Annotated in this window: 22 protein-coding genes; 11 read left to right on the top strand and 11 right to left on the bottom strand. The window is 73.2% G+C overall.

All coding sequences use genetic code 11. The annotated features are described in order from the left end of the window. Window positions 1-12: 12 nt before the first annotated feature. Window positions 13-867 (bottom strand): NAD-dependent epimerase/dehydratase family protein, encoded by an 855-nt coding sequence (locus DEI94_RS08090; protein ID WP_181441704.1) that lies wholly within the window; start codon window positions 865-867, stop codon window positions 13-15. Window positions 868-1033: 166 nt separating this feature from the next. On the opposite strand from DEI94_RS08090, the gene DEI94_RS08085 reads away from it, so the two are divergent. Continuing rightward, on the top strand, window positions 1034-1678 hold the full coding sequence (locus DEI94_RS08085; RefSeq protein WP_181434812.1) for a ScbR family autoregulator-binding transcription factor: 645 nt from the start codon (window positions 1034-1036) through the stop codon (window positions 1676-1678). A 147-nt stretch (window positions 1679-1825) separates the two neighbouring features. Here DEI94_RS08085 and DEI94_RS08080 read toward each other — a convergent pair whose 3' ends face one another. Next, on the bottom strand, window positions 1826-2761 hold the full coding sequence (locus tag DEI94_RS08080) for a ScbA/BarX family gamma-butyrolactone biosynthesis protein (protein ID WP_502868528.1): 936 nt from the start codon (window positions 2759-2761) through the stop codon (window positions 1826-1828). Between the two features lie 437 nt (window positions 2762-3198). Here DEI94_RS08080 and DEI94_RS08075 point away from each other — a divergent pair, with 437 nt between their 5' ends. Further along, a complete protein-coding gene (locus DEI94_RS08075; RefSeq protein WP_146249409.1) occupies window positions 3199-3783 on the top strand; it encodes a hypothetical protein in 585 nt (194 codons plus the stop codon). A 326-nt stretch (window positions 3784-4109) separates the two neighbouring features. Here DEI94_RS08075 and DEI94_RS08070 read toward each other — a convergent pair whose 3' ends face one another. Both DEI94_RS08070 and DEI94_RS08065 read right to left on the bottom strand, forming a co-directional pair. Continuing rightward, window positions 4110-4748, bottom strand: coding sequence for a histidine phosphatase family protein (locus DEI94_RS08070; protein ID WP_111025584.1), 639 nt, complete (start codon window positions 4746-4748; stop codon window positions 4110-4112). A gap of 152 nt (window positions 4749-4900) precedes the next feature. After that, entirely contained in the window at window positions 4901-5305 is a 405-nt protein-coding gene (locus tag DEI94_RS08065; RefSeq protein ID WP_181435093.1) for a ribonuclease E inhibitor RraB, read from the bottom strand. Window positions 5306-5508: 203 nt separating this feature from the next. Between DEI94_RS08065 and DEI94_RS08060 the strand changes: the two genes are divergently transcribed. After that, window positions 5509-6135: a GIY-YIG nuclease family protein gene (locus tag DEI94_RS08060; protein ID WP_502869637.1), complete on the top strand. Its 627-nt coding sequence runs from the start codon at window positions 5509-5511 to the stop codon at window positions 6133-6135. 30 nt (window positions 6136-6165) lie between these two features. Here DEI94_RS08060 and DEI94_RS08055 read toward each other — a convergent pair whose 3' ends face one another. Next, the gene (locus DEI94_RS08055) at window positions 6166-7077 is read right to left on the bottom strand and encodes a putative endonuclease domain-containing protein (RefSeq protein ID WP_111025702.1); all 912 of its coding nucleotides are present in this window, start codon (window positions 7075-7077) and stop codon (window positions 6166-6168) included. A 46-nt stretch (window positions 7078-7123) separates the two neighbouring features. Next, window positions 7124-7426, bottom strand: a complete 303-nt coding sequence (locus tag DEI94_RS08050; protein WP_111009011.1) for a metal-sensitive transcriptional regulator — start codon at window positions 7424-7426, stop codon at window positions 7124-7126. A gap of 76 nt (window positions 7427-7502) precedes the next feature. Between DEI94_RS08050 and DEI94_RS08045 the strand changes: the two genes are divergently transcribed. The 3 genes from DEI94_RS08045 to DEI94_RS08035 all read left to right on the top strand — a co-directional run bounded on the left by DEI94_RS08045 (window position 7503) and on the right by DEI94_RS08035 (window position 10978). Further along, window positions 7503-7730, top strand: coding sequence for a heavy-metal-associated domain-containing protein (locus DEI94_RS08045; RefSeq protein ID WP_111025583.1), 228 nt, complete (start codon window positions 7503-7505; stop codon window positions 7728-7730). Further along, complete coding sequence (locus tag DEI94_RS08040) at window positions 7727-9901, top strand: heavy metal translocating P-type ATPase (RefSeq protein ID WP_111025582.1); 2175 nt, start codon at window positions 7727-7729, stop codon at window positions 9899-9901. Before DEI94_RS08045 ends, DEI94_RS08040 begins: the two co-directional genes overlap by 4 nt. A gap of 93 nt (window positions 9902-9994) precedes the next feature. Next, window positions 9995-10978, top strand: a complete 984-nt coding sequence (locus DEI94_RS08035; RefSeq protein ID WP_111025581.1) for a L,D-transpeptidase family protein — start codon at window positions 9995-9997, stop codon at window positions 10976-10978. Window positions 10979-11023: 45 nt separating this feature from the next. Here the strand turns inward: DEI94_RS08035 and DEI94_RS08030 are convergent, their stop codons facing one another. Next, window positions 11024-12241 (bottom strand): MFS transporter, encoded by a 1218-nt coding sequence (locus DEI94_RS08030; protein WP_111025580.1) that lies wholly within the window; start codon window positions 12239-12241, stop codon window positions 11024-11026. Window positions 12242-12426: 185 nt separating this feature from the next. On the opposite strand from DEI94_RS08030, the gene DEI94_RS08025 reads away from it, so the two are divergent. The 4 genes from DEI94_RS08025 (at window position 12427) to DEI94_RS08010 (ending at window position 17904) form a co-directional block, all read left to right on the top strand. After that, window positions 12427-13428, top strand: a complete 1002-nt coding sequence (locus DEI94_RS08025; protein WP_111025579.1) for an SDR family oxidoreductase — start codon at window positions 12427-12429, stop codon at window positions 13426-13428. 146 nt (window positions 13429-13574) lie between these two features. Beyond that, window positions 13575-14405, top strand: a complete 831-nt coding sequence (locus DEI94_RS08020; RefSeq protein WP_111009332.1) for an oxidoreductase — start codon at window positions 13575-13577, stop codon at window positions 14403-14405. Window positions 14406-14445: 40 nt separating this feature from the next. After that, window positions 14446-15831 (top strand): magnesium chelatase ATPase subunit I, encoded by a 1386-nt coding sequence (locus tag DEI94_RS08015; RefSeq protein WP_111009331.1) that lies wholly within the window; start codon window positions 14446-14448, stop codon window positions 15829-15831. 6 nt (window positions 15832-15837) lie between these two features. Then, window positions 15838-17904, top strand: a complete 2067-nt coding sequence (locus tag DEI94_RS08010) for a vWA domain-containing protein (protein WP_111025578.1) — start codon at window positions 15838-15840, stop codon at window positions 17902-17904. On the opposite strand, the gene DEI94_RS08005 is transcribed toward DEI94_RS08010, so the two are convergent. From DEI94_RS08005 to DEI94_RS07995, 3 genes are read right to left on the bottom strand one after another with little or no spacing between them, the layout of a single operon-like run. Next, complete coding sequence (locus DEI94_RS08005; protein ID WP_111025577.1) at window positions 17901-18671, bottom strand: SCO1664 family protein; 771 nt, start codon at window positions 18669-18671, stop codon at window positions 17901-17903. The genes DEI94_RS08010 and DEI94_RS08005 overlap by 4 nt on opposite strands. Next, window positions 18671-19210 carry a DUF3090 domain-containing protein gene (locus DEI94_RS08000; protein ID WP_111025576.1) on the bottom strand — a complete coding sequence of 180 codons (540 nt, stop codon included), beginning with the start codon at window positions 19208-19210 and terminating at the stop codon, window positions 18671-18673. The genes DEI94_RS08005 and DEI94_RS08000 overlap by 1 nt, the downstream gene beginning before the upstream one ends. Window positions 19211-19244: 34 nt before the next feature. Further along, on the bottom strand, window positions 19245-19961 hold the full coding sequence (locus DEI94_RS07995) for an MSMEG_4193 family putative phosphomutase (RefSeq protein ID WP_111025575.1): 717 nt from the start codon (window positions 19959-19961) through the stop codon (window positions 19245-19247). A gap of 462 nt (window positions 19962-20423) precedes the next feature. Between DEI94_RS07995 and DEI94_RS07990 the strand changes: the two genes are divergently transcribed. Then, entirely contained in the window at window positions 20424-21914 is a 1491-nt protein-coding gene (locus DEI94_RS07990; protein ID WP_220038762.1) for a sugar porter family MFS transporter, read from the top strand. Between the two features lie 40 nt (window positions 21915-21954). On the opposite strand, the gene DEI94_RS07985 is transcribed toward DEI94_RS07990, so the two are convergent. Then, window positions 21955-22635, bottom strand: coding sequence for a GntR family transcriptional regulator (locus tag DEI94_RS07985; RefSeq protein WP_111013354.1), 681 nt, complete (start codon window positions 22633-22635; stop codon window positions 21955-21957). Window positions 22636-22672: the final 37 nt, after the last annotated feature.

Below are 22672 nucleotides of genomic sequence, written 5' to 3'. Positions count from 1 at the left end.
CGCCGGCCGGATTCACCCCGCGAGGGACCGGTACCAGTCGCGGTCCTCGGCGTCGAGCTCGAGCGTGCCGAGTGGCTCCGGGTCGGCGACGTCGAACCACGCGTCGTCGAGCAGCATCGCGAGTTGGTGGGAGCTGAGGCCCCGACCGGCGGCGCGATCGCGGAACTCCTCCACGGACACGACCGGGGGCAGGGAGCGGCCGAGCACCTCGGCGGCGGTGACCACGACCTCGCCCGCGGCCACGGGCGGATCGGTGTGGACGGGGACGACGCCCGATGCGCGCGTGAGGGCGGCGGCCGCGATGCGGCGGCCGAGTGTCCGGACGTGCACGACGCTCACCCGCGCCGCGGTGTCCGGAACCGCCCCCAGGGCCGTGACGAGGCGCAGCGCCGACGGGAACACCCATCGGTCCCCCACCCCGTGGACGACGTTCGGGCGGACGACGGCTCCGCCAGCTGCGAGGACCAACCGCTCCGCCTCCGCACGGCTCACGGAGGTCGCGGACTCGGGCGTCGCACCCGGACGCGGACCGCCCCGGTGCGGCCCGGAGCCGAACACCGCCGCGGTGGACACCAGGACCACGCGCGCTCCTGCCTCGGCCGCCGCCTCGACGACGATGCGCGTGCCGTCCACGTTCGTGCGGCGGACGGCGTCGTCGTCCCCGCCGATCGCGACCGCGCTGTGCACGACGGTCTGCACACCCGCGACCAGGCGGGCCACGGCCTCCGGGTCGAGCAGGTCCCCGGACACCGGGGAGAAGGCGGCGTTCTCGGGCACCGCACGACGCACGAGACCGCGGACCGGCACGGCCTCCGCCACGAGCGCGTCGACGACGCGTCGCCCGATGAACCCGAGCGGACCGGTCACCGCGACAGGTGTCGAGGAGGACAGCGAGGAGGACATTTCGGGGGACGATTGCACGCTGGGGGCCATCCATTCACGTCGAGGGGTGTCGTGCGGACGGTAACAGGACCTGAGCGTGGCTACCATGTCGGAGCGGCCGTCGGGGCCGTTGGGAGTCGGAGGGGACACCATGGCCCAGCAGGAGCGCGCCGTCGTCACGCGCGACAAGATCGTCCGGAGCGCCGCGACGATCTTCGAGCAGCGCGGGTACGCGAACGCGTCGCTCGACGTCGTCGCCTCGGAGGCGGGCGTCACCAAGGGTGCGCTCTACCACCACTTCAAGTCGAAGGAGGAGGTGGCGAACGCGGTCATCGAGCTGCAGTACGAGATCGCGCAGTCGTACGGCGAGCGGGTGTTCCTGCTCGGACGCACCGCGCTCGAGCGGATGATGTGGATGTCGCAGACCTTCGCCCAGCAGATGAAGGACGAGGTCGTCGTGTCCGCCGGGGTGCGGCTCACCACCGAGGCCGGCGGCAACGGTCTCGAGCGCGAGGCGCCGTACGCGGGCTGGATCCACACGGTCGAGGGGCTCATCGCGGCGGCGGTCGAGGAGGGCGACATCCGCGCCGACGTGGACCCCACGCGCCTGGCGGCGTTCCTCATCCCCGCGTACACGGGCGTGCAGCTCGTCTCGGACATCCTGCACAGCCGCGAGGACCTCTTCCAGCAGCTCGAGAACATGTGGACGATGTTGCTCATCCCCGCGCTCGTGCCGGCCGAGCGGCAGCCGCTCGTGGCGGACCTCCCGGCCCGCATCATGCGTTCGGCGGTCTGACCGCACGCCCCACGGCACCGCTCTGTCGGGCGGTGCGGCTCGGCCGGGCGGTGCGACGAGGCCGGGCAGTGCCGCTCAGCCGGACAGTGCCGCTCAGCTGGGCAGTGCCGCTCAGCTGGGCAGTGCCGCTCAGCGGGGCAGTGCGACTCAGCCGGGGAAGGCGGAGGCGCGGACGCGCGACACGACGACGCCGTCCTGGCACAGGACCGCGACCTCGGTGCCGTCCTCGCGCTCGAGCGTGATCGTCACGGGACTCGTGAGCTCCGCGTGGGCGAGGAACTCGACCGTGACCTCGCGGGGCGTGTGCGTCGGATCGTCCGCGTGGGCGCGGAAGGCCTGCAGCGCGGCCTCGAGCACGACCATGCCCGGCACGTGGTCGAGCGGGTGGTCGAAGTACACCGGGTTCGTGGCGTCGAGCGAGAGCTCGAACGCGTCGCTGCCCGCGGCACCGGACAGCAGGACGAAGTCCGGCGTCGGCGCGCCCACCAGCCCGTGCGCGGCCGGACTCGGGCGAGGCGGCAGGCGATCGACGTCCGCTGAGGACGGCGCGCCCTCGCGCATCCGGCGGTACACGGGTCCGGGGATGGTGCGGGCACGACCGCCCCCGCGGGCGAGGACGTGGTCGCCGTCGCGGACCGTGAGCATCGAGTCGTAGGACGCGGCGACGCCCTTGCGCTCGACGAGCTCCGAGACCACGACGTCGATGGTCGGCGATCCGGGGCGGTCGGAGCGGCGGACCGCGTCGTCGGCGACCTCGACGCGCATCGACTCCATCACGAACGCCTGTCCGAACGGCACCCCGAGGTGCAGGTGCGCGAGTGCGATCGCGGTCTGACGGAGCGTCTCGAGCGCGAGCGCGGGTCCGACGGCGACGTCGTCCGTGCCCCACGGTCCGAAGTACGCGTGCCGCCTCGGCCAGTGCACGTCCGCCACGAAGGTGCTGTCGCTCGTCCGCTCGAGCGCAGTGAGCAGCACCTCCGTCAGCTGACGGCGGTGCACCAGGGCTCCCGGGAGGAGATGCGCGTGAGGGGACAGGTCGGTCTCTCGGGTTCGCGTACTGGACGTACGTTCGGTGGCGGTCATGAGCATCGTATGGGGCAGCGGTCCGTCGCGACACCACCCGTTCCACACGGTCGCGCCGCCCCGACGGCGACGTGCACCTCGCGCGGGGTACACGACGCGTGTCGTGCGGCACCACGCCCTCGCCGTCGTGCTGCCCGCGCGCCCGGAGTGCCGCGGATCGCGAGGAGCGGGACGTCCCGCCGTCCGGGGTCCGCGCCTGCCCGGTCCATGGGCGGAGCGGTACACGGGGACGGGCTGCGTCCCCCGTTTTGGGGTCGAACCCCCGTCCTCCCCGAGCGCCGCCGGACCGACACCCCCGGAGTGGGGCCAAGAAGCATACCCAACAGTACGGTTTTGCCGTTACGCTGCTGGTGATCGGACGGAACGGCACCGGTGTCGTGGTCTCAGGGGTGGTACCGGCGTCGTCCCCGTCCACCGCCGACCGACCCGGAGCCGACATGACCACAGCGCGCGTCACCGCACCGCGGAGCAGCACGATGCTCCTCGGCGGCACCGCGCTGGTGGTGGGCGCCCTGCTCAGCGTCATCGCCCAGCTCGCCGGTCCCACCGGACCGTCCGGTCAGGCGTCGTTCGCGATGCTCGGTGGTGCCGCGACCTTCATGGCCGCGTTCGTGCTCGGGTTCGGCGACGGCGGCGCATGGGACGCCGTCCGTGGGTCGTGGATCGGGCGGGTCTCGTTCGCCGTGTTCGGCGGCGCCGGCCTCCTGGTCGGGGTCGTGCCGCTGCTGCCCTCGCCGCCGATCGCGTCGGCCGGGGTCGTGGAGGCCGGCCTCATGGTGACGGCGGGAGCCGCGGCGGTGACAGCCGCCGTCGTCGTGCGGAGGGTCGCTGCGACACCACGCCGCATCTCGGTCGTCGTCGCCGCGATCGGCGCCGCCACCGCGGCGTCCGGACTCCTCGCGCTCGCGCCGTCCACGGGGCACCTCGCTCCGTTCGCCGCGGTCGCCGCAGGGTTGCTCCAGGCCGCGGTCGGCGCTGTCGTCCTCCGGCAGCGCCGACGGAAGGGTCGGCCCGTGCCGTGAGCCAGACCTCCAGCGTCGGTCATGCACGCGCTCCTGGTGGATGCTTCCCCCCTGCACCCGTCGGGACCGCGATCGACACTGGACCAGCCCGCCACCAGGCGGGCCCACAGGGCGACCGAGCCGTGTTCGGGTCATGGCGCGATCGTCCGCGTGGACGCCCCGTCGCACGTCGCGACGCCGGGCACCGGAGGGTCCGGGTGCGTTCGGGTCGCGCCCGGACCCTCTCCAGGCTCGTCGACTCGGGTCGCGGGCGGCGTCGGCCGGGAGGCGCGGCATGGGTCGCCGAGGAGTGGTCTCCGACCGTCGTCAGACCCCGCCAGCCGCGGTCAGATGACGCCGCCGGCCGCGTCGGTCGCGCCCGCGGTCACTCCGGCACCCTCCCAGGCGACGCAGGTCCACCCGTCGTCCGGTGACCCCTGGAGCTCGACGACACCCGTGTTGCCGAGGACGTGGTCGGCCACGAACGCGAGGTCCACGTTGTCCACCCGGAGGCCGACCCACGCCCGGATGGCCGCGCCCGAGCTCACTGCGACCACGACCTCGTCGCCGGCGGTGGCGATGTGCTCCACTGCACCGTCGAATCGGTCGAGGAAGGCGCGGCCCGTGATGGCGCCGGGCATCGCACGGTCGAGGTCCCCCGCGACCCACGCACCGATCGTGCCGTGGTACCGCTCGACGGCGGCACGGTCGTCGTGACCCTCGAGCTCACCCGCCTCGATCTCGAGCAGGCCCGGGAGTTCCACCGCGACCAGGTCACGCCCCTGGAGGAGCGGGGCCGCGGTCTGGTGCGTCCGGACGAGCGGTGAGACGTAGACGGCGTCCAGCCGGCGGCTCACGAACGATGCCGCGAGGGCGTCGGCCTGCTCGCGTCCCGTCGGGGTGAGGTCCGGACCCGGGACGCGGGTCTCGAGGCGCTTGACGACGTTCGTGGGGGTCTCCCCGTGGCGGATCAGGAACAGCTGCACGAGGGACAGCGTAGGGAAGCGGCGGCGCGCTGTGCGCGCCGCCGCTTCCGCGTGTCGGCGCCGGAGGACCTCCCGGCGCCGCGCTCCCCGCCGCGCGCGGCCGCCTCGGGCCCGGTCGCGATCAGCGGTGTCGTGGTCGGTCGACGTCGTCGTCAGAGCCGAAGTGCATGCGAGGGAGCGGGCGCGTCGACGCCGTACTCCCAGCCGTCGTAGTCACCGTGGTGGTGACGGGCCAGGTCGGTGAAGAACCGCCGGGCGTCGGACACCGTGCGTTCGTCGATCACGGAGACGGTGCGGACCGCGATCACGGCCCATCCGTCCTCACCGACGGCCCGGCCGAGGCGACGGATGCCCCATCCGGACTCGCGCATGCGGTCGGCCGCTGCTCGGGCGTCCCGCTCGGTGTCGCAGTACCAGAAGTGCAACCACGGTCGTGCCGTGGTGACCGCGCCCGACACGGTCGCGAGCGACGCGCGGTCAGCGGCGGTGAGGAGCGCCTCCCCCGCGCTGCCGCTCGTGCGCCGACCGAACTCCCAGATCTTCCCCATGGCCGTCATACAACCATGCGTGAGCATGGTTCAGGAAAAGGATACTCGGTATGCTTTCCCGGTCCCCGTGTTTCCGCGGGAGTCGGCCTTCCTGGACTCCGTACGGCAATCCGATTCCCAGCCGTTTCCGAGTGGAGTGGAACGGACCGCCGTGCCGTGCACATCGCGTGCGGGAGCGCCGTCGCGTCGGGGGTCCGCCGTACCGTGCGAGGGTGACGAACGACGACGGGATCGACGACCGTGGCCACGGTACCGCCGCGCGACGCTCGCGGGGAACACGGGCGGCCGCCTGTGCGGGTCCGGTGTGCGGCTCGTCCTGCCGCCGCCCGGTCCCTCCGGACGCGCCCGTCGCGCTCTGCGCGCAGCACCTGGCCGTGGCGGCCGAGTGGGCCGGCGCCACGGGCGGTGTCGACGACGTCCTCCCCGCGCCGTGCGCCGCCTGCGGAGCACGGACCGGCGTGCGGTATCCGTCTGGGTGGGTCTGCGGGGTGTGCGAGTGGCGCGTCGGGGCGGTGCCCGACGGCGAGGCACGTCCGCCACGCGTCGACGTCGTCTACTACATCCGCTTCGAGGAGCGCATCAAGATCGGCACCTCCGCCAACCCCCGCCAGCGGCTGGCCCGGCTCTGGCACGAGGAACTCCTCGGGTTCGAACGGGGTGGGCGCGCCCTGGAACGCGCCCGACACCACCAGTTCGCGCACCTGCGGTACCCCGGGTCGGAGTGGTTCAGGATCGAGGACGACCTCCGCCAGCACGTCGGCCGCGTGACGGACGGCCAGCCGGCGCCGTGGGACCTCTACACGCGCTGGGTGAGCGAGGCCGTCGCGCTCCGGACCTGATCTCGGGCCCCGTGCGGACCGTGCCCGGTGTCAGTCGCGCAGGTAGGCGTCGACGAGCAGGTCCCCGCGCACCGCCCGCAGTTCGTCCACGAGCCGGGCGAGCGTCCGCCGGGACCACCCGCCGGCCTCGATGTCGTGCGGCCCGAGTGCCGGGAGCCGTCCGGTCCGGATGCGGATGACCTCCCACCCCGCGGCTCGGAGGGCACGGTCCTTCCGGCGGTCGGCGTCCTCACGGCGGCCCACGTGCTCGAGACCGTGGCGTCCCGTCGAGTCGTACTCGATCGCGACGCGGAGCTCCGGGAGCACGACGTCGGGCCACGCCTCAAGGTGGTCGAAGAAGGGTCGGGCGAGACGCACCGCGTTGTCGCCCTCGGTGTGCTCGAGCCGCGCGCGGAGGTCGGCACGCAGCTGCGCCTCCACCGCGGACGCCGGGCGCGGGGCGCACGCACTGCGGAACGGGGTCCCCGCCGGGAGGTCGGGGGTCCGGGTGCAGACATCCCGGCCACGACGTGTGGGTCGAGCCGGACGCGTCGCGAGCGGAGCGGGAGCACGTGGTGCGTCGGATGCCGGCCCGGTGACTCCGTCCGGACCCGTGGCCGGCACCACGGCGGGGTGCAGCAGGGTCAGCGGTCCGCGGGGTCGGGCTTGCGCGGCACACTCGGGACACCACGAGGACCGCCGGCGCTCGCGGCCGGGACGGGACCGCTGTTCGCTCGGTGTGGCGACGAACACGTGGCCCGCGTCACACTCCCAACACAGGAAGACGTCGGCGGCGGGCGGGATCTGGCTGAGGACGATGCCGCTGTTGCGGTCGGGGTGGTACTGACGCACGAGGACCGGGAAGGAACGCCATGCCTCGCGGAACTCACCGACGGCGTAGGGCACCTCGCGCCCGCGCGACCACTGCCGTCGCGCCCACCACACACCCACCGGTTCGGCCACGGACCGCAGCGTAGGGAGCACCACCGTCACCGGCGGCCGCGCCCGATCAGGAGCGCACGAGTCGCGCGATCGCCGCCGATGCCTCTCGGATGCGCTCGTCCGCGGCATCGCCGCCCTCCGCGACGGCGTCGGCGACGCAGTGCGCGAGGTGGTCGTCGAGCAGTCCGAGGGCGACCGACTGCAGGGCCTTCGTCATCGCGGAGACCTGGGTCAGGATGTCGATGCAGTACTGCTCCTCGTCGACCATCCGCTGCAGGCCGCGCGCCTGCCCCTCGATGCGCCGGAGCCGTTTCAGGTAGTCGTCCTTCGCGGAGATGTACCCGTGGTGGTGCGTGGTCTCGTCGGTCATGCCGTGCCTCCCGGTCGGTGGCGGTATCGTGGTGCGGTACCCCGCCAGGGTATCGCGATGACCGAGGGAGACGAGCATGGCCGAGCCGACGACGACCGACTACCGGATCAGCGGGATGACCTGCGAGCACTGCGTCATGAGCGTCGACGAGGCGTTCCGCGAGCTCCCGGGCGTCCTCGGCGTCGTGGTGGACCTGCAGGTCGGCGGGATCTCGACCGCGACGGTCACGAGCGAGCGTCCGCTCGGCGACGCCGAGGTCGCGGCCGCCGTCGACGACGCGGGGTACGCGCTGGCGGAGGCATGAGCGACACCGCCGCACCGGTCGAACTCGCGATCGAGGGCATGACCTGCGCATCGTGCGCGAACCGCATCGAACGCAAGCTCAACAAGCTGCCCGGCGTGGCGGCGAGCGTCAACTACGCGACCGAGACCGCCACGGTCCTCCTCCCGCCGGAGATCGGGGTTCCCGACGCGATCCGGACGGTCGAGGCCGCCGGGTACCACGCGCACCTGCCCGAACCGGACGACGAGGAGCGGGACCCCGCCCTCCCCCTGCGCCGCCGACTCGCTGTCTCCGCCGCGCTCGCCCTGCCCGTGGTCGCGCTGTCGATGGTGCCCGTCCTGCCGTTCCCCGGGTCGACCTGGGTCGCGCTCGTGCTGGCGCTCCCGATCGCGGCGTGGGGCGCGTGGCCGTTCCACCGGTCGGCGGTCGTGAACGCTCGACACGGCGCCGCGACGATGGACACGCTCGTGTCGCTCGGGGTGACCGCCTCCCTGCTCTGGTCGGTCTGGTCCCTGGTGGCCGGTCTCGCCGGCCGGGACGGGGCCGGGACGCACTCCTACGCCGAGGTGGCCGCGGTCGTGACCGTGTTCCTGCTCGCCGGCCGCGTGGCCGAGCTCCGGGCCCGTCGTCGCTCGGGGGCCGCGCTGCGGGCGCTCCTCGACCTCGGCACCCCGACCGCCCGCCTGCTGCGCGACGGTCGGGAGGTCGAGGTGCCCACCACGGCGCTCCGCGTCGACGACCGGTTCGTCGTCCGTCCCGGCGACCGGATCGCCACCGACGGTGTCGTCGTCGAGGGGACCTCCGCCGTCGACACGAGCATCATGACGGGCGAGTCGGTGCCCGTCGAGGTCGCGGTCGGTGACGCCGTGACCGGCTCCACCGTGAACGTCGGCGGGGCCCTGGTCGTCGCTGCGACGAGCATCGGCGCCGACACCGAGGTCGCGCGGATCGGTCGCCTCCTCGTCCGCGCCCAGACGGGGAAGGCGTCCGTGCAACGGCTCGCCGACCGGGTCTCCGCGGTGTTCGTCCCCGTCGTGATCGGCCTGGCGCTCGTCGCGCTCGTCGGCTGGCTCGCCATGGGGGCCGGAACCGGTCCGGCGGTCGCCGCCGGCGTCGCGACGCTCGTGATCGCCTGTCCCTGTGCCCTCGGTCTCGCCACGCCCACGGCGTTGCTCGTCGGGACCGGCCGTGGATCGCAGCTCGGGGTGCTCATCACGGGCCCGCAGGTGCTCGAGGTCACCCGGCGCGTCGACACCGTCGTGCTCGACAAGACCGGCACCGTCACCACCGGTCGCATGCAGGTCCGGGAGGTCGTGCTCGCGCCCGGCACGGGGACCGACGAGGAGACCGTGCTCGCCCTGGCCGCCGCCGTGGAACGTCGGTCCGAACACCCGGTCGCGCGCGCGCTCGTGGAGCGCGCGGGTCACGACACCGCTGCGGCCGTCTCGGCCTTCCGCTCCACCGCGGGATCCGGCGTCGAGGCCGTGGTCGACGGCGCCGTGGTCCGCGTGGGTCGTCCAGCGTGGGTCACGGGGCTCGGAGCGACACCCCTGCCGGCAGCACTCGTGGCCGGCGTCGAACGGGCGACCGCGACCGGGCGGACCGTCGTGGCGGTCGCACGCGACGGCCGCGTCCTCGGCCTGGTGTTCGTCGCCGACGCGGTCCGCCCGACGAGTCGCGCCGCGGTCGAGCGGTTGCGACGCATGGGTCTCCGGACGGTCCTGCTCACCGGCGACGGGCAGGAGGTCGCCCGTGCCGTCGCCACCGAGGTCGGCATCGACGAGGTGGTCGCCGAGGTGCGACCCGAGGACAAGCACCGCGCCGTGACCGACCTGCAACGTGCCGGGGCGGTCGTCGCCATGGTCGGGGACGGTGTGAACGACGCGGCCGCGATCGCCGCCGCGGACCTCGGCATCGCGATGGGCACGGGGTCCGACGTGGCGATGGACGCCGCGGACGTGGTCCTGGTCCGGAGTGACCTGGCGGCCGCGGCGGATGCGATCGCCCTGAGCCGACGGACACTCCGGACGATCCGCGGCAACCTGTTCTGGGCGTTCGCGTACAACGTCGCCGCGCTCCCGCTCGCCATGGCCGGGCTGCTCGACCCCATGATCGCGGGTGCCGCCATGGCCGCGTCCTCGGTGTTCGTCGTCGGCAACAGTCTGCGGCTCCGCCGGTTCCGTCCCGCCTGACCGTCCGGAGCGGCGGCGGACGACGGGGCACCCGCGGACGACAATGGACCTGGCGCACGAGGGTCGAGGGCCCCTCGTGCCGGAGGGGGAACAGTGGACACGACCGATCACGTCGACGAGCCGGGCGACCAGGCCGACGCGCTGCGGGCCTCCCGGTCGAGGCGGCGGCAGCGTCCGCTGCTCGTCGCGGTGGGCGTCGTCGTCGTCGGGCTCGTCGCGGTGGGCATCGGGGTCGGCGTCACCCACGGTCGTCCGGCCACGCCCGCGACGACCCCCACCGCCGAGGCACGCCGCATCACCCCGACGCCCGCGCCGACACCCACCCTCGCGGCCGTGCCGCCGCCGGTCGGTCCCCAGGCGCTCGCGGCGCTGCCGTTGGCGTACTACGACGCCGTCATCCCCGGCCTGCTCGACGGCACCACGGCCCACCCCGCGAACCAGTGGGAGATCGCGACACCGAGGCAGGCGCTCGTGCCGCTGTACGCCAGCCCCGCCGCCGACAGCGCGCCGATCGCAGCGCTCGGCGCCACCGTGCCGACCGTCAACCGGCCAGCGGCCACGGCGGTCTGGGGACGCTCCCCCGGTGCCGACGGCGGGATGGTCCTGGTGTCCACGCCGTCCCGGAAGAGCACCCCTGGCACGAACGGTGTGGCCACCGCCCCGAGCGCGACCTTCGCGTGGGCGCGGGCGGCCGACTTCACCCTGACCCGGACGGACCGGATGATCCGGGTCGACAACGCGACCTCGACGATCGCGATCGTCACCGAGAGCGGTGCGACGGCCACGAGCGAGGCCGCCCGGCTGGGCACACCGACCGATCCGACGCCCGCCGCCACCTCGACGTACATGGAGGCGGACTACGTCGACACGAGGATCGCGTACACCGAGGGCCACCCGATCGCCCTGACCGGGGCGCACTCCGCCCTGCTTCCCGGGTACGGGGGGAACTCCGCCCTGACGGCGCTGCACTACTACCCGGACCCCACGGGCAGCTCCCACGGCTGCGTCCGGATCTCCGCCGCGATGACCGCCGCGCTCGCGACCCTGCCGGTGGGGACGCCGATCCAGTTCACCTGACGGCCGTGCCGGCAGCCGTCGTGCTGGTCACCAGGGCGGGGAGCCTCAGCCGATCACCCGGCGGCGCCCGGCGAGCAGGCCGAGCCCGGCGAGCGCGACCTCGAGCACGAGCAGCACCACGAGTGCCGGTCGCCAGGAACCGACCGCGTCGTGGAGGGCGCTCACGGCGATCGGTCCGGCCGCGGCCAACAGGTACCCGACGGTCTGCGCCATCGCGGACAGCCCAGCCGCCTGTCGGTGGTGCTCGGTGCGGAGGCCGAAGAACGACAGGGCCAGCACGATGCACGCTCCACCGGACACACCGATGAGGCTGTCCCACACCGCGGCGAGGTGCGGGTCCACGAGCTGTCCCGCCATCGCCGCCACGAAGAACAGCGGGCTCACCGACGCCAGGATGCGCTGGTCCCGGAACCGCGGCAGCGCGGCGGAGCACAGGAGGCTGCCCGCGATGGCGAACGCGTTGAGGAGGAACTGGTGCACGCCCGCCGCGGCGGCGCTCACCCCGGCGGTGCGTTCGATCGTCGGCAGCCACGTGATGACGACGTAGTAGCCGACCGACTGGAGGCCCATGAACGCCGTGACCTGCCATCCGAGCGCCGAGCGCCACGGTGACCGGTGGGTCGGGTCCGGGCGCCGGACGTCGTCGAGCGCGACGTCGTCCGCGGTCGGCGGCAGGACCGTCCGGGCCCGGAGCTGCGGCGCGAAGACGGCCAGCGCGACGAGCGCGAGACCCGCCCAGAGCCCGAGCGCGAGCCGCCAGCCCGAGCCGTCGGACCCGGCGACGGGGACCGCGATCCCGGCCGCGATCGCGGCGAACGTCGACTGCACGGCGGAGTAGGCGCCGGTGACCTGCCCGATGCGGTCGGGGAAGTCCCGCTTGACGAGCGCCGGCAGTTCGACGTTCACCACCGCGATCGCGACGCCGAGCAGGACGGTGCCGACCCACAGCAACGCCGGTCCGGGCACCGAGCGGAGGACGATCCCGACCGCCAGGGCGGCCAAGGACACCCCGAGCGTGCGCTCGATCCCGAGGGCGCGTGCGATCGCGGGCGCGACCGGTGCGACGGCCGCGAACGCGAGCAACGGCAGGCTGATGAGCGCCGACGCCGTCGCCGAGGGAAGGTGCACCGATTGCTGCACGTCGGCGAGCACCGGCCCGACCGACGTGATCCCGGCGCGGAGGTTCGCGGCGACGAGCAGCAGGCCGACCAGGACGAGGCCGGGACGGAGCACCCGTGAGGGCGAGGTGGAGCGGTGGAGCACGGCAGTGACGCTACCCCGCTCCGGCTCTCCGACGTCGGCTGGACCCCTTCCCGTTGCGCCCGGGCCGGACCGCGCCGCGCCGGACCGCGCCGGGCCCGATCGCCGGACCTGGACCGTGCCTCCCGGCGGGTGCCAGGCTGGGAGCGTGCGCCCGGACCACGGGCGCGGACGCGAAGGAGCGGACGATGACGGGTGCCAGGGTGTTGTTCATCGGCGGGAGCGGCGCGATCAGCGCCTCCTGCACGCGGGAGGCCGTGCGGCAGGGGTTCGACGTGACCGTGCTCAACCGCGGATCGAGCGACCTGCGGGCGATCCCCGACGAGGTCGCCCGGCTGACCGCGGACACGGCCGATCGGGAGGCGCTGGAGGCGGCGCTCGGAGACGCGCAGTTCGACGTGGTCGTGAACTGGGTCGTGTTCACGCCGGACCAGGTCCGTCAGGACATCGAGGTGTTCGCGGGACGGACCCGCCAGTACGTCTTCATCAGTTCCGCGTCGGCCTACCAGACGCCGGCGACCCACCTGCCGATCACGGAGTCGACCCCGCTGAAGAACCCGTACTGGGAGTACTCGCGGAACAAGATCGCCTGCGAGGAGCTCCTGCTGCAGGCCTACCGGGACGACGACTTCCCGATGACCATCGTCCGACCCTCGCACACCTACGACGAGACGCTCATCCCGTTCGACGGCGGCTGGACCGTGATCGCCCGGATGCGGGCCGGCAAGCCGGTCGTCGTCCCGGGCGACGGCACCTCGCTCTGGACGATCACCCACAGCCGCGACTTCGCCGTCGGGTTCACGGGCGTCCTCGACCGCGCCGAGGCGATCGGCGAGGCGTTCCACATCACCGGCGACGAGACCCCGACGTGGAACCAGCTGTTCAGCGAGGTGGCGGCCGCTGCGGGCGCGCCGGAGCCGCAGCTCGTGCACGTGCCGACCGAGGCGATCCTCGCCAACGACGCGGCGTGGGGTGCGGGGGTGATCGGCGACAAGGCGAACACGATGGTGTTCGACAACGCCAAGATCCGGACGCTCGTGCCCGGGTTCGCGGCGCGCACGACGTTCCGGCAGGGCGCGCGCGAGATCGTCGCCTGGTACGACGCGCACCCCGAGCGCCAGCAGGTCGACCCCGAGAAGGACGCGCTCATGGACCGCCTCGCCGAGGCCTACGCGCCGCGGGTCGTGTGAGCGGGGACAACACCGCCCGCCTCCGCCGCGTCGCCGCGTCGGTCGACCCGCACGGAGTCGTCGCGCAGCCGCACTGGGTCTGACCCCGCGGCGGCGCCGGGTCCACCACCACGACCACCATCTCCACCACCACGGAAGGACCCACCATGGCCACCTGGCTCATCACCGGCTGCTCGACCGGACTCGGGCGCTCGTTCGCCGGGGCCGTGCTCGCCCACGGTCACAACGCCGTCGTCACCGCGCGCGACGTGACGAAGGTCGAGGACATCGCCCGCGACCACCCCGACTCCGCGCTCGCGCTCGCGCTCGACGTCACGGACGACGCGCAGGTCACCGCCGCCGTGCGGGCCGCGGAGGACCGGTTCGGCGCCGTCGACGTCCTCGTCAACAACGCCGGGTACGGGTACCGGGCGGCGGTCGAGGAGGGCGAGGAAGGACCCGTCCAGACCCTCTTCGACACCCACGTGTTCGGGACCGTCCGCACGATCAAGGCCGTGCTGCCCGGCATGCGCGGCCGCCGATCCGGCACCATCGTGAACATCTCGTCGATCGGCGCCCGCATCTCCCCCGCCGGATCCGGCTACTACGCCGCGGTCAAGGCGGCGATGGAGGCCCTGACCCTGTCGCTCCGCGCTGAGGTCGCGCCGCTCGGCATCACCGCGATGGTGGTCGAGCCCGGTGGGTTCCGGACGGACTTCGCCGGACGCTCGCTGACCCAGTCGGCCGAGCCGATCGCGGACTACGCCGAGACCGCCGGCAGACGCCGGAAGGAACACGACACCGTCCACGGCACGCAGAAGGGCGACCCGGCCAAGGCGGCGGAGGCGCTCATCACCGCCGTCGAGTCGGACGAGCCGCCGTTCATGCTCCTGCTCGGCAACGACGCGTCGGACGGCTTCCGATCCGCCCTCGACGCGCTGCGCGCGGACGCGGACACCTGGGAAGCCGTCAGCCGCAGCACCGACTTCGACGACTGACCGCCCGCCCGCGGGGGGCGGGCGTACCGTTGACGGGGTGATGCGTCCAACGATGACCACCGTCGGCGATCTCCGCGCCTCGGGCCACCAGGCCCGGAGCGTCCGCGCCGAGATCCGTGACAACCTCCTGGCCGCCCTGCGCGCCGGTCGGGATCCCTGGCCGGGCATGCACGGGTTCGAGTCGACGGTGATCCCGCAGCTCGAGCGTGCGCTCATCGCCGGTCACGACGTCGTGCTGCTCGGGGAACGTGGCCAGGGCAAGACGCGCATCCTCCGGACGCTCGCCGGCCTGCTCGACGAGTGGACGCCCGTCATCGCCGGCTCCGAGCTCGGGGAGCACCCGTACGAGCCGATCACGACCGAGAGCGTGCGCCGGGCGGCGGAGCTGGGCGACGCCCTGCCGATCGAGTGGCGGCGTCGGGAGGACCGGTACGTCGAGAAGCTCGCGACGCCCGACACGAGCGTCGCGGACCTGATCGGCGACGTCGATCCGATGAAGGTCGCGGAGGGCCGCAGCCTCGGTGACCCCGAGACGATCCACTTCGGGCTCATCCCCCGCAGCCACCGCGGGATCGTCGCGATCAACGAACTCCCGGACCTCGCCGAGCGGATCCAGGTCGCGATGCTCAACGTCATGGAGGAACGCGACATCCAGATCCGCGGGTACGTGCTCCGCCTGCCGCTCGACGTGCTCGTCGTCGCGAGCGCCAACCCCGAGGACTACACGAACCGCGGGCGCATCATCACCCCGCTCAAGGACCGCTTCGGTGCCGAGATCCGCACCCACTACCCCACCGAGCTCGACGACGAGATCGCGGTCATCCGGCAGGAGGCCGAGTTCACCGCGGACGTGCCGGACGTGCTCGTCGAGATCCTGGCCCGGTTCACCCGCGCGCTCCGCGAGTCGAGCGCGGTCGACCAGCGCAGCGGCGTCAGCGCGCGGTTCGCGATCGCCGGTGCCGAGACCATCGCCGCCGCGGCGGTCCACCGCGCGACACGGCAGGGCGAGGACGAGGCCGTGGCGCGCCCGATCGACCTCGAGACCGCGGTCGACGTGCTCGGCGGCAAGATCGAGTTCGAGTCGGGCGAGGAGGACCGCGCGGACGACGTCCTCGAGCACCTGCTCCGCACGGCGACCGCCGAGACGGTGCGCGCGCACTTCCGAGGCATCGACTTCGGCGTGCTCGTCGACGCGCTCGAACGCGGCGGGATGGTCACCACGGGCGAGCAGGTGACCGCGCGGGACTTCCTGTCCGGCCTGCCGTCACTCGGCGAGTCCGACCTGTACGACCAGGTCGCCGACCGGCTCGGTGCGCACACCGACGGCGAGCGCGCCGGGGCGATCGAACTCGCGCTCGAGGGGCTGTACCTGGCCCGTCGCGTGAGCAAGGAGACCGGCGGGGGCGAAGCAGCGTATGGGATGTGAGGTCGCATGACGGGGACCAACCGGCGGCTCGCCCGCGACGCCCGGTACCGGAAGTACGCCGGCGGCCCGGACCCGCTCGCGCCGCCCGTCGACACCAGCGAGGCCATGGACGCCATCGGTCAGGACGTCATGGCCGGGTACTCACCCGAGCGCGCGATGCGGGAGTTCCTCCGCCGTGGTGGTCGTGACCAGGCCGGGCTCGACGACCTCGCCCGCCGTGTCGCCGAGCGTCGCCGCGAGCTGACGCGCAAGCACAACCTCGACGGCACGCTCGAGGAGATCCGCGAGCTGCTGGACCAGGCCGTCACGCAGGAGCGCGGCCAGCTGGCGCGTGACGTGGAGATGGACGACGGCGTCCGAGCCCTCGCCCAGATGCAGCTGGACAGCCTCCCGTCCTCCCCCGCCGCGGCGGTGAGCGAGCTCAGCGACTACCGGTGGCAGAGTCCGCAGGCGGCCGCGGCCTACGGGCGGATCAAGGACCTGCTCGGGCGCGAGATGCTCGACCAGCGGTTCGCCGGGATGAAGCAGGCGCTCGAGAACGCCACCGACGCCGACCGGGCCGCGATCAACGACATGCTCACCGACCTGAACGAACTGCTCGACGCGCATGCGCGGGGGGCCGACACGCCGGAGCAGTTCGAGGACTTCATGGCGAAGCACGGGGCGTTCTTCCCCGAGGCGCCGGTGGACATCGACGAACTGCTCGACGCCCTCGCCGCCCGAGCCGCGGCCGCCCAGCGCATGCGGAACTCGATGACCCGGGAGCAGCGGGACGAGCTCGACGCGCTGGCGGCCCAGGCCTTCGGCTCCCCCGACCTGATGCAGTCCCTCGCGCAACTCGACGGGAACCTCCGCGCGCTCCGTCCGGGCGAGGACTGGGGCGGGGGTGAGCGCATGGACGGCGACGAGGGTCTCGGGCTCGGCGACGGGACCGGAGTGTTCCAGGACCTGGCGGACCTCGACCAGCTCGCCGACCAGCTCGCGCAGTCGCACAACGGGTCACAGCTCGACGACCTCGACCTCGACGCGCTCCGGCGGCAGCTCGGTGAGGAGTCCGCGGTCGACGCACGGACGCTGCAGCAGCTCGAGAAGGCCCTCCGCGACACCGGGGCACTCAAGCGCGGACTCGACGGGCAGCTCCGCTTGACACCCAAGGCCATGCGACAGCTCGGCAATGCGCTGCTCCGCGACGTCGCCGAGAAGATGAGCGGCCGCACGGGAAGCCGTGACCTGCGGAGCGCTGGAGCCGCGGGCGAGCGCTCCGGCGCGACGAGGGCCTGGGCGTTCGGGGACACCGAGCCGTGGGACGTCACGCGCACGATGACGAACGCCCTGACGCGCACCGCTGGCGAGGGACGCGCGATCGGTTCCGGCGTCCGGTTGACCATCGACGACGTCGAGGTGCAGGAGACCGAAGCGCGGACACAGGCGTGCGTGGCGCTCCTCGTCGACACGTCGTTCTCGATGGCGATGGAGGACCGCTGGGTGCCGATGAAGCGCACCGCGCTGGCCCTGCACACGCTCATCACGAGTCGGTTCCGCGGCGACGACCTGCAGCTCATCGGGTTCGGGAGGACCGCCGAGGTCATGGAGATCGAGCAGCTCGTGGGGCTCGACGCGCAGTGGGACAAGGGCACGAACCTGCACCACGCGCTGCTCCTGGCGAACCGGCACTTCCGGAAGCACCCGAACGCGCAACCGGTGCTGCTCGTCGTGACGGACGGCGAGCCGACCTCGCACCTCGAGCCGGGCGGTGAGGTGTACTTCGCCTACCCGCCGGATCCGCTGACGATCGCCCACGCGATCCGCGAACTCGACACGTCGACGCGCCTGGGAGCGCACACGAGCTTCTTCCGTCTCGGCGACGACCCAGGGCTCGCCCGGTTCATCGACGCCATGGCGAAGCGCGCGGGCGGGACCGTCGTCGCACCGGAGGCCGACGACCTCGGGGCCGCGGTGGTCGGGTCCTACCTCGGTTCGAGACGCGGCGGCTTCGGCGCCGCCGGGTTCGACGACGCCTTCGGCGGCGGCTGGGGGCGGGGAGACCAGGGGCGCGGCGGCTGGGACCGCTAGAACAGCGGCCAGGGCAGCGCGGGCATCGGCCCGTGCGGCGCCGGGAAGCGACCACGCGCCGCCAAGCGGGCGCACCGGCCGGCGAACGCCCCGATCTCCTCGGCGCTCAGGTACGCGATGAGCGTCTCGGCGAGGTCGCCCTCGAGCCCGGCGCGGACGCGGTCGAGACCGGCCAGCTCGTCGTCCGTCAGTTCCTCGCCCACCCAGCCCCAGAGCACGGTCCGGAGCTTGTGCTCCTGGTGGAAGGTCAACCCGTGGTCCACCCCGTGGCGATGACCGTCGGGCATCGCGAGGACGTGCGCGCCCTTCCGGTCCGCGTTGTTGACGACGACGTCGAACACGGCCATGCGCCGGAGTGCGACGGAGTCCTCGTGGACGAGGGTCACGGGTCGGCCGGTCTCGTCGTCCCCGTCGAGGACCTCGCGCCAGCCGTCGTCCGGGACCTGGTCCGAGGGGACGAGGTCGACCGGGTCCTGGTCCGGGTCGACGTCCTGCCAGAGCTGCACCATCCCGGCGCCGAGCGGGCCGTCGCGGAGCCACGTGCGCGGGACGACGTCCCATCCGAACGCCTCGGACACCAGGTAGGCCGCGACCTCGCGGTGCGCGAGGTCGCCGTCCGGGAAGTCCCACAGCGGGCGCTCCCCCGACACCGGCTTGTACACGACCGTGGTGTCGCCGATGGTCCCCAGGAAGGTGGCGTTCGAGGCGGTCGTGATGCGCCCGCTGATCTCGACGTCCGCGGTGAGGAGGTCGGGCCCCTCGGGCATCAGCGCTCGCCGAGCACCGGGCAGACGTGCCCGTCCGGGTCCATGGGGGTGCCGCAGAACGGGCACATCGCTCGACCGGCGCCGACGACCTCGAGCGTGCGCTCGGCGAAGGCGCGCGCCGTCCCGACCGGGATGCGCACCACGAGCATCTCGGCCGGTTCGTCGGGGACGTCGTCGTCGTCCGCGGTGTCGATGGGGAACGCCTCGATCACGACCTGCGAGGTCGTCGGGTCCCACCCCAGCGTCATCGCACCGGCTCGGAACTCCGGCTCCACGGGCTGGTCGAGTGGCTCGTTGTCGACGAGCTCGACGGGTGTCCCCGAAGGGACGCTGACGGGGTTGCCCGCCGTCGTCATCAGCTGGTCGAGGATCTCGCCGATCTTCTCGGCGAGGGCAGCGGACTGTTCCTTCTCGAGGGCGACGCTGACGACCCGCGAGCCGGACCGGACCTGCAGGTAGAACGAGCGCGATCCCGGTCGGCCGACGGTGCCGACGGCGACGCGGTCGGGCCAGTCGAACCCGTGCACGATGGTGGGCATGCGTCCATCCTACGAGCGTCCGGTCGGACCCCGGTCAGCGAGGGGCGGGGCCGTCGGCCGTCGGTTCCGGATGCCCGGCACCGCCGCCCACCGGGGCGTCCGCGGCAGGTGCCGGCGCGCGCAACCAGGACAGGTCACCCGAGTCCGTGTTCGTGGCGACGACGTCCGGACGGGCGGTGCCGTACCGGATGATCGACACCGACGCCGGCCCGACCGAGATCCGCTGGAAGAGGTCGAGGTGCATGCCGAGGGCGTCCGCGATCACGGACTTGATGACGTCGCCGTGACTCACCGCCGCCCAGACCGCGCCCGGACCGTGCTCGGCCTCGAACCGGGCGTCGTGGCGCCGGATCGCCGCGACGGCGCGTGCCTGCATCGCCGCCATGGACTCGCCGCCCGGGAACACCGCGGCCGACGGTTGCGACTGCACGACCGACCACAGGGCCTCCTTCGCGAGCTCGCCGAGGGCGCGCCCCTGCCAGTCCCCGTAGTCGCACTCCGTGATGCCACGGTCCGCCAGGGTGGTCGCTGATCCGGTCTGGAGGTCCGTCACGGCCCGCGCCGTCTGACGGCAGCGCTCGAGGGGGCTGGTGACGACGCCGACGAGCGGCACGACGGCGAGTCGCTCGGCCGTGCGTCGCGCCTGCGACCGTCCGACGTCGTCGAGCGCCACGCCCGCCGCCCGCCCCGCCAGGACGCCGGAGGCGTTGGCGGTGGTGCGGCCGTGGCGGACGAGGATGACGGTGGCCATGCGGTCCAGCCTAAGCGGCGCGCCGTGGTCGTGGAGATGCATGCAAGGGCGTGGACCGCGCGATCCGGATGGTCCGGTGGAGGGAGTTGGGCCTCCCGATCGCAGATCGTAGAGTCGTGGAACCGGGCTGTTCAGCAGTCTCGTCGCCACGACGGCCTCCGCGATCCGCGGAACGCTGGCACAGCGAGGCGGTCCGGCAGCGATGAGGTGTCCACAGCCTCGTGAAGGGCTGGTCGCATGACCGCCGTCCGTTCCTTCCTCACCGACTCCGACCGGTTCGCCGGTGTTCCGCGGAACCCCGCACTCCACTGCGCCGAGCAGACCCGAACACGATCCGGCCGCGGCGACCACACGCGGCGGCCCGCCCACTCGGCCTGACGCCGGGCGGCGGCGGCGCGCGACGCGGCGCCCGGGCCTCCCGGCCGTGACCGCGCTCGGCCGGACCGCCGTACCGTGTGCGCGGTGACGACAGCGACCAAGGGCAGGGGCATCCCCGACGAGATCGACCGCGAGGGCCGCTCCGACGACGAGGTGGCGTCCGCCACGCGCGGGCACGTCCGGCGCATCGCACTCATCGCGGCGCTCGGCGGTCTGCTCTACGGCTACGACACCGGTGTGATCTCCGGGACGTTGATCTCGATCGGCAAGGACTTCGGGATCGGCAACGGGGTGAAACAGCTCATCACGGCGGCGATCCTCGCCGGTGCCGTCCTCGGCGCGTTCTGCAGCTCCTGGCTCTCACGTCGCATCGGTCGGCGTCGGACGATCATGATCGTGGCGGCCGTGTTCGTGCTCGGCGTCGTGTTCGCCGGACTCTCCCCCGGGCCCACGACCCTCGTGCTCAGCCGCCTGTTCCTCGGCCTCGCCGTCGGGGGGTCGACGCAGGTCATCCCGACGTACGTCGCCGAGCTGTCACCCCGGGAGCGGCGCGGGCGGATGGTCACCCTGTTCAGCTGTGCCATCGGCATCGGCATCCTGTCGGCCGCGTTCGTCAACGTCGCGCTCGACGACGTGCTCTCCTGGCGTTGGCTCATCATGCTGTCCGGTGTGCCCGCCATCGTGCTGTTGCTCGGCATGTTCGTGCTCCCCGAGAGCCCCCGATGGCTCGTGCACGCGGGCTGCGACGACGACGCGGGGACGGTCCTCCGGTGGGTGCGGCGGTCCCCCGCCGACGCGGATGACGAGCTCGACGACATCCGGTCCGTCGCCGACCGTGAGCAGAACGGAGGCACCGGCGGGGGCGCAGCGTGGTCGCAGCTCCGGGAGCGGTGGGTGCGGCCCGCGCTCGTCGCGGGGGTCGGCGTCGCGATCCTGACGCAGATCACCGGGCTCGAGATGATGATCTACTACACGCCGACGATCCTGACGCAGGCCGGGTTCCCGCATGCGTTCGCACTCTGGGCGAACGTCGGGGTGGGTGCGGTGTACCTGCTCATGACGTTCATCGGCAGTCGGCTCGTGGACCGGATCGGCCGTCGGCGGCTCCCCCTGCTCACGCTCCCGTTCTCGGCGGCGAGTCTGGCGGCGTTCGGGGCGCTGTTCCTGTTCGGGGGCGACCACCTCAACCCGGTGCTCAGTCTCCTGTTCCTGCTCCTGTTCATGTTCTTCCAGTCCGGGGGTCTGCAGGTCATCGGCTGGTTGCTCGAATCGGAGCTCTACCCGCTCACCGTCCGACCGGCCGCGACGAGTCTGCAGGCGATGACGCTGTGGGGTTCCGACCTGCTCGTGACCGTCACGGCCCTGACGCTCGTGCTGTGGCTCGGGCTCGGCGGCGCGATGTGGGTCTACGCGGGGCTCAACGTGGTCGCCTGGGTGTTCATCTTCTTCCGCCTGCCCGAGACGAAGAACCGGTCGCTCGAGGACATCGAGCGGTCCCTGCGCGACGGCGTGTTCCTGCCCCGCGTGGGGCGGCGGAAGGCGGCGCCGGAGGCGGAGGGCGCCCCGGCGTCGTGACGCCGGCGCGCTGACCCGCGCGCGGCACGACCCGCCGCGGTCAGTCGCGTGGGTGGAGCGCGGCGATCGACGGCATCCGGTCACGCTCGATGTGGGAGTACGCCAGCGCCTCCGCCATCCGCTCGTCGCCGCGTTCGATCGCGGCGGCGAGTTCGACGTGGTCGTGGAACGCGTCGTGCACGTCGAGTTCGCTCGTCAGGTAGAACAGCCACTGCACGCGACCGGAGACCGACCGCATCGAGGCCTGCATGAGCGTGTTGCCGGTCATCTCCACGATCACCTCGTGGAACCGCGTGCTCGCCGCGGCGATCGCGTACGGGTCCCCGTCGTCGACCACGGCCTGCGAGTGCTCGAGCGCCTCGTGCAGTGCGTCGACGGAGGCACCACCCGCGACGGCGCGGGCGGCGTGGCGGGCCGCCCCGACCTCGAGGACCTCACGGAGGTCGAAGAGGTCGTGGACGAGGCGGGAGGTCCACGTCGCGACGACCGCTCCGCGTCGGGGCGTCGTGACGACGAACCCCTCGGACTCGAGCATCGGGACGGCCTCGCGCAGCGGGACGCGGGAGACCGCGAGCTCGTCGGCGATCCGGACCTCCGGCAGCTTCTGCCCCTGTGGGTACTCGCCGCGGATGATCGCCTCGCGGAGGCGCGCGTGGATCCGCAGTGGGAGCGACGGCGCGGCGGGGACGGTGGCCAGGGCGGCGATCTCGGGAGGGGTCATCGGGTCGATCTTCCTGGAAGCGGTGGACGGGGGGAAG

Origin of the sequence: Curtobacterium sp. MCBD17_040, assembly GCF_003234805.2 — a bacterium.
Taxonomy (GTDB): Bacteria; Actinomycetota; Actinomycetes; order Actinomycetales; family Microbacteriaceae; genus Curtobacterium.
Note: the sequence above shows the minus strand (reverse complement) of the source record. Positions and strands in the feature narration are given on the sequence as shown.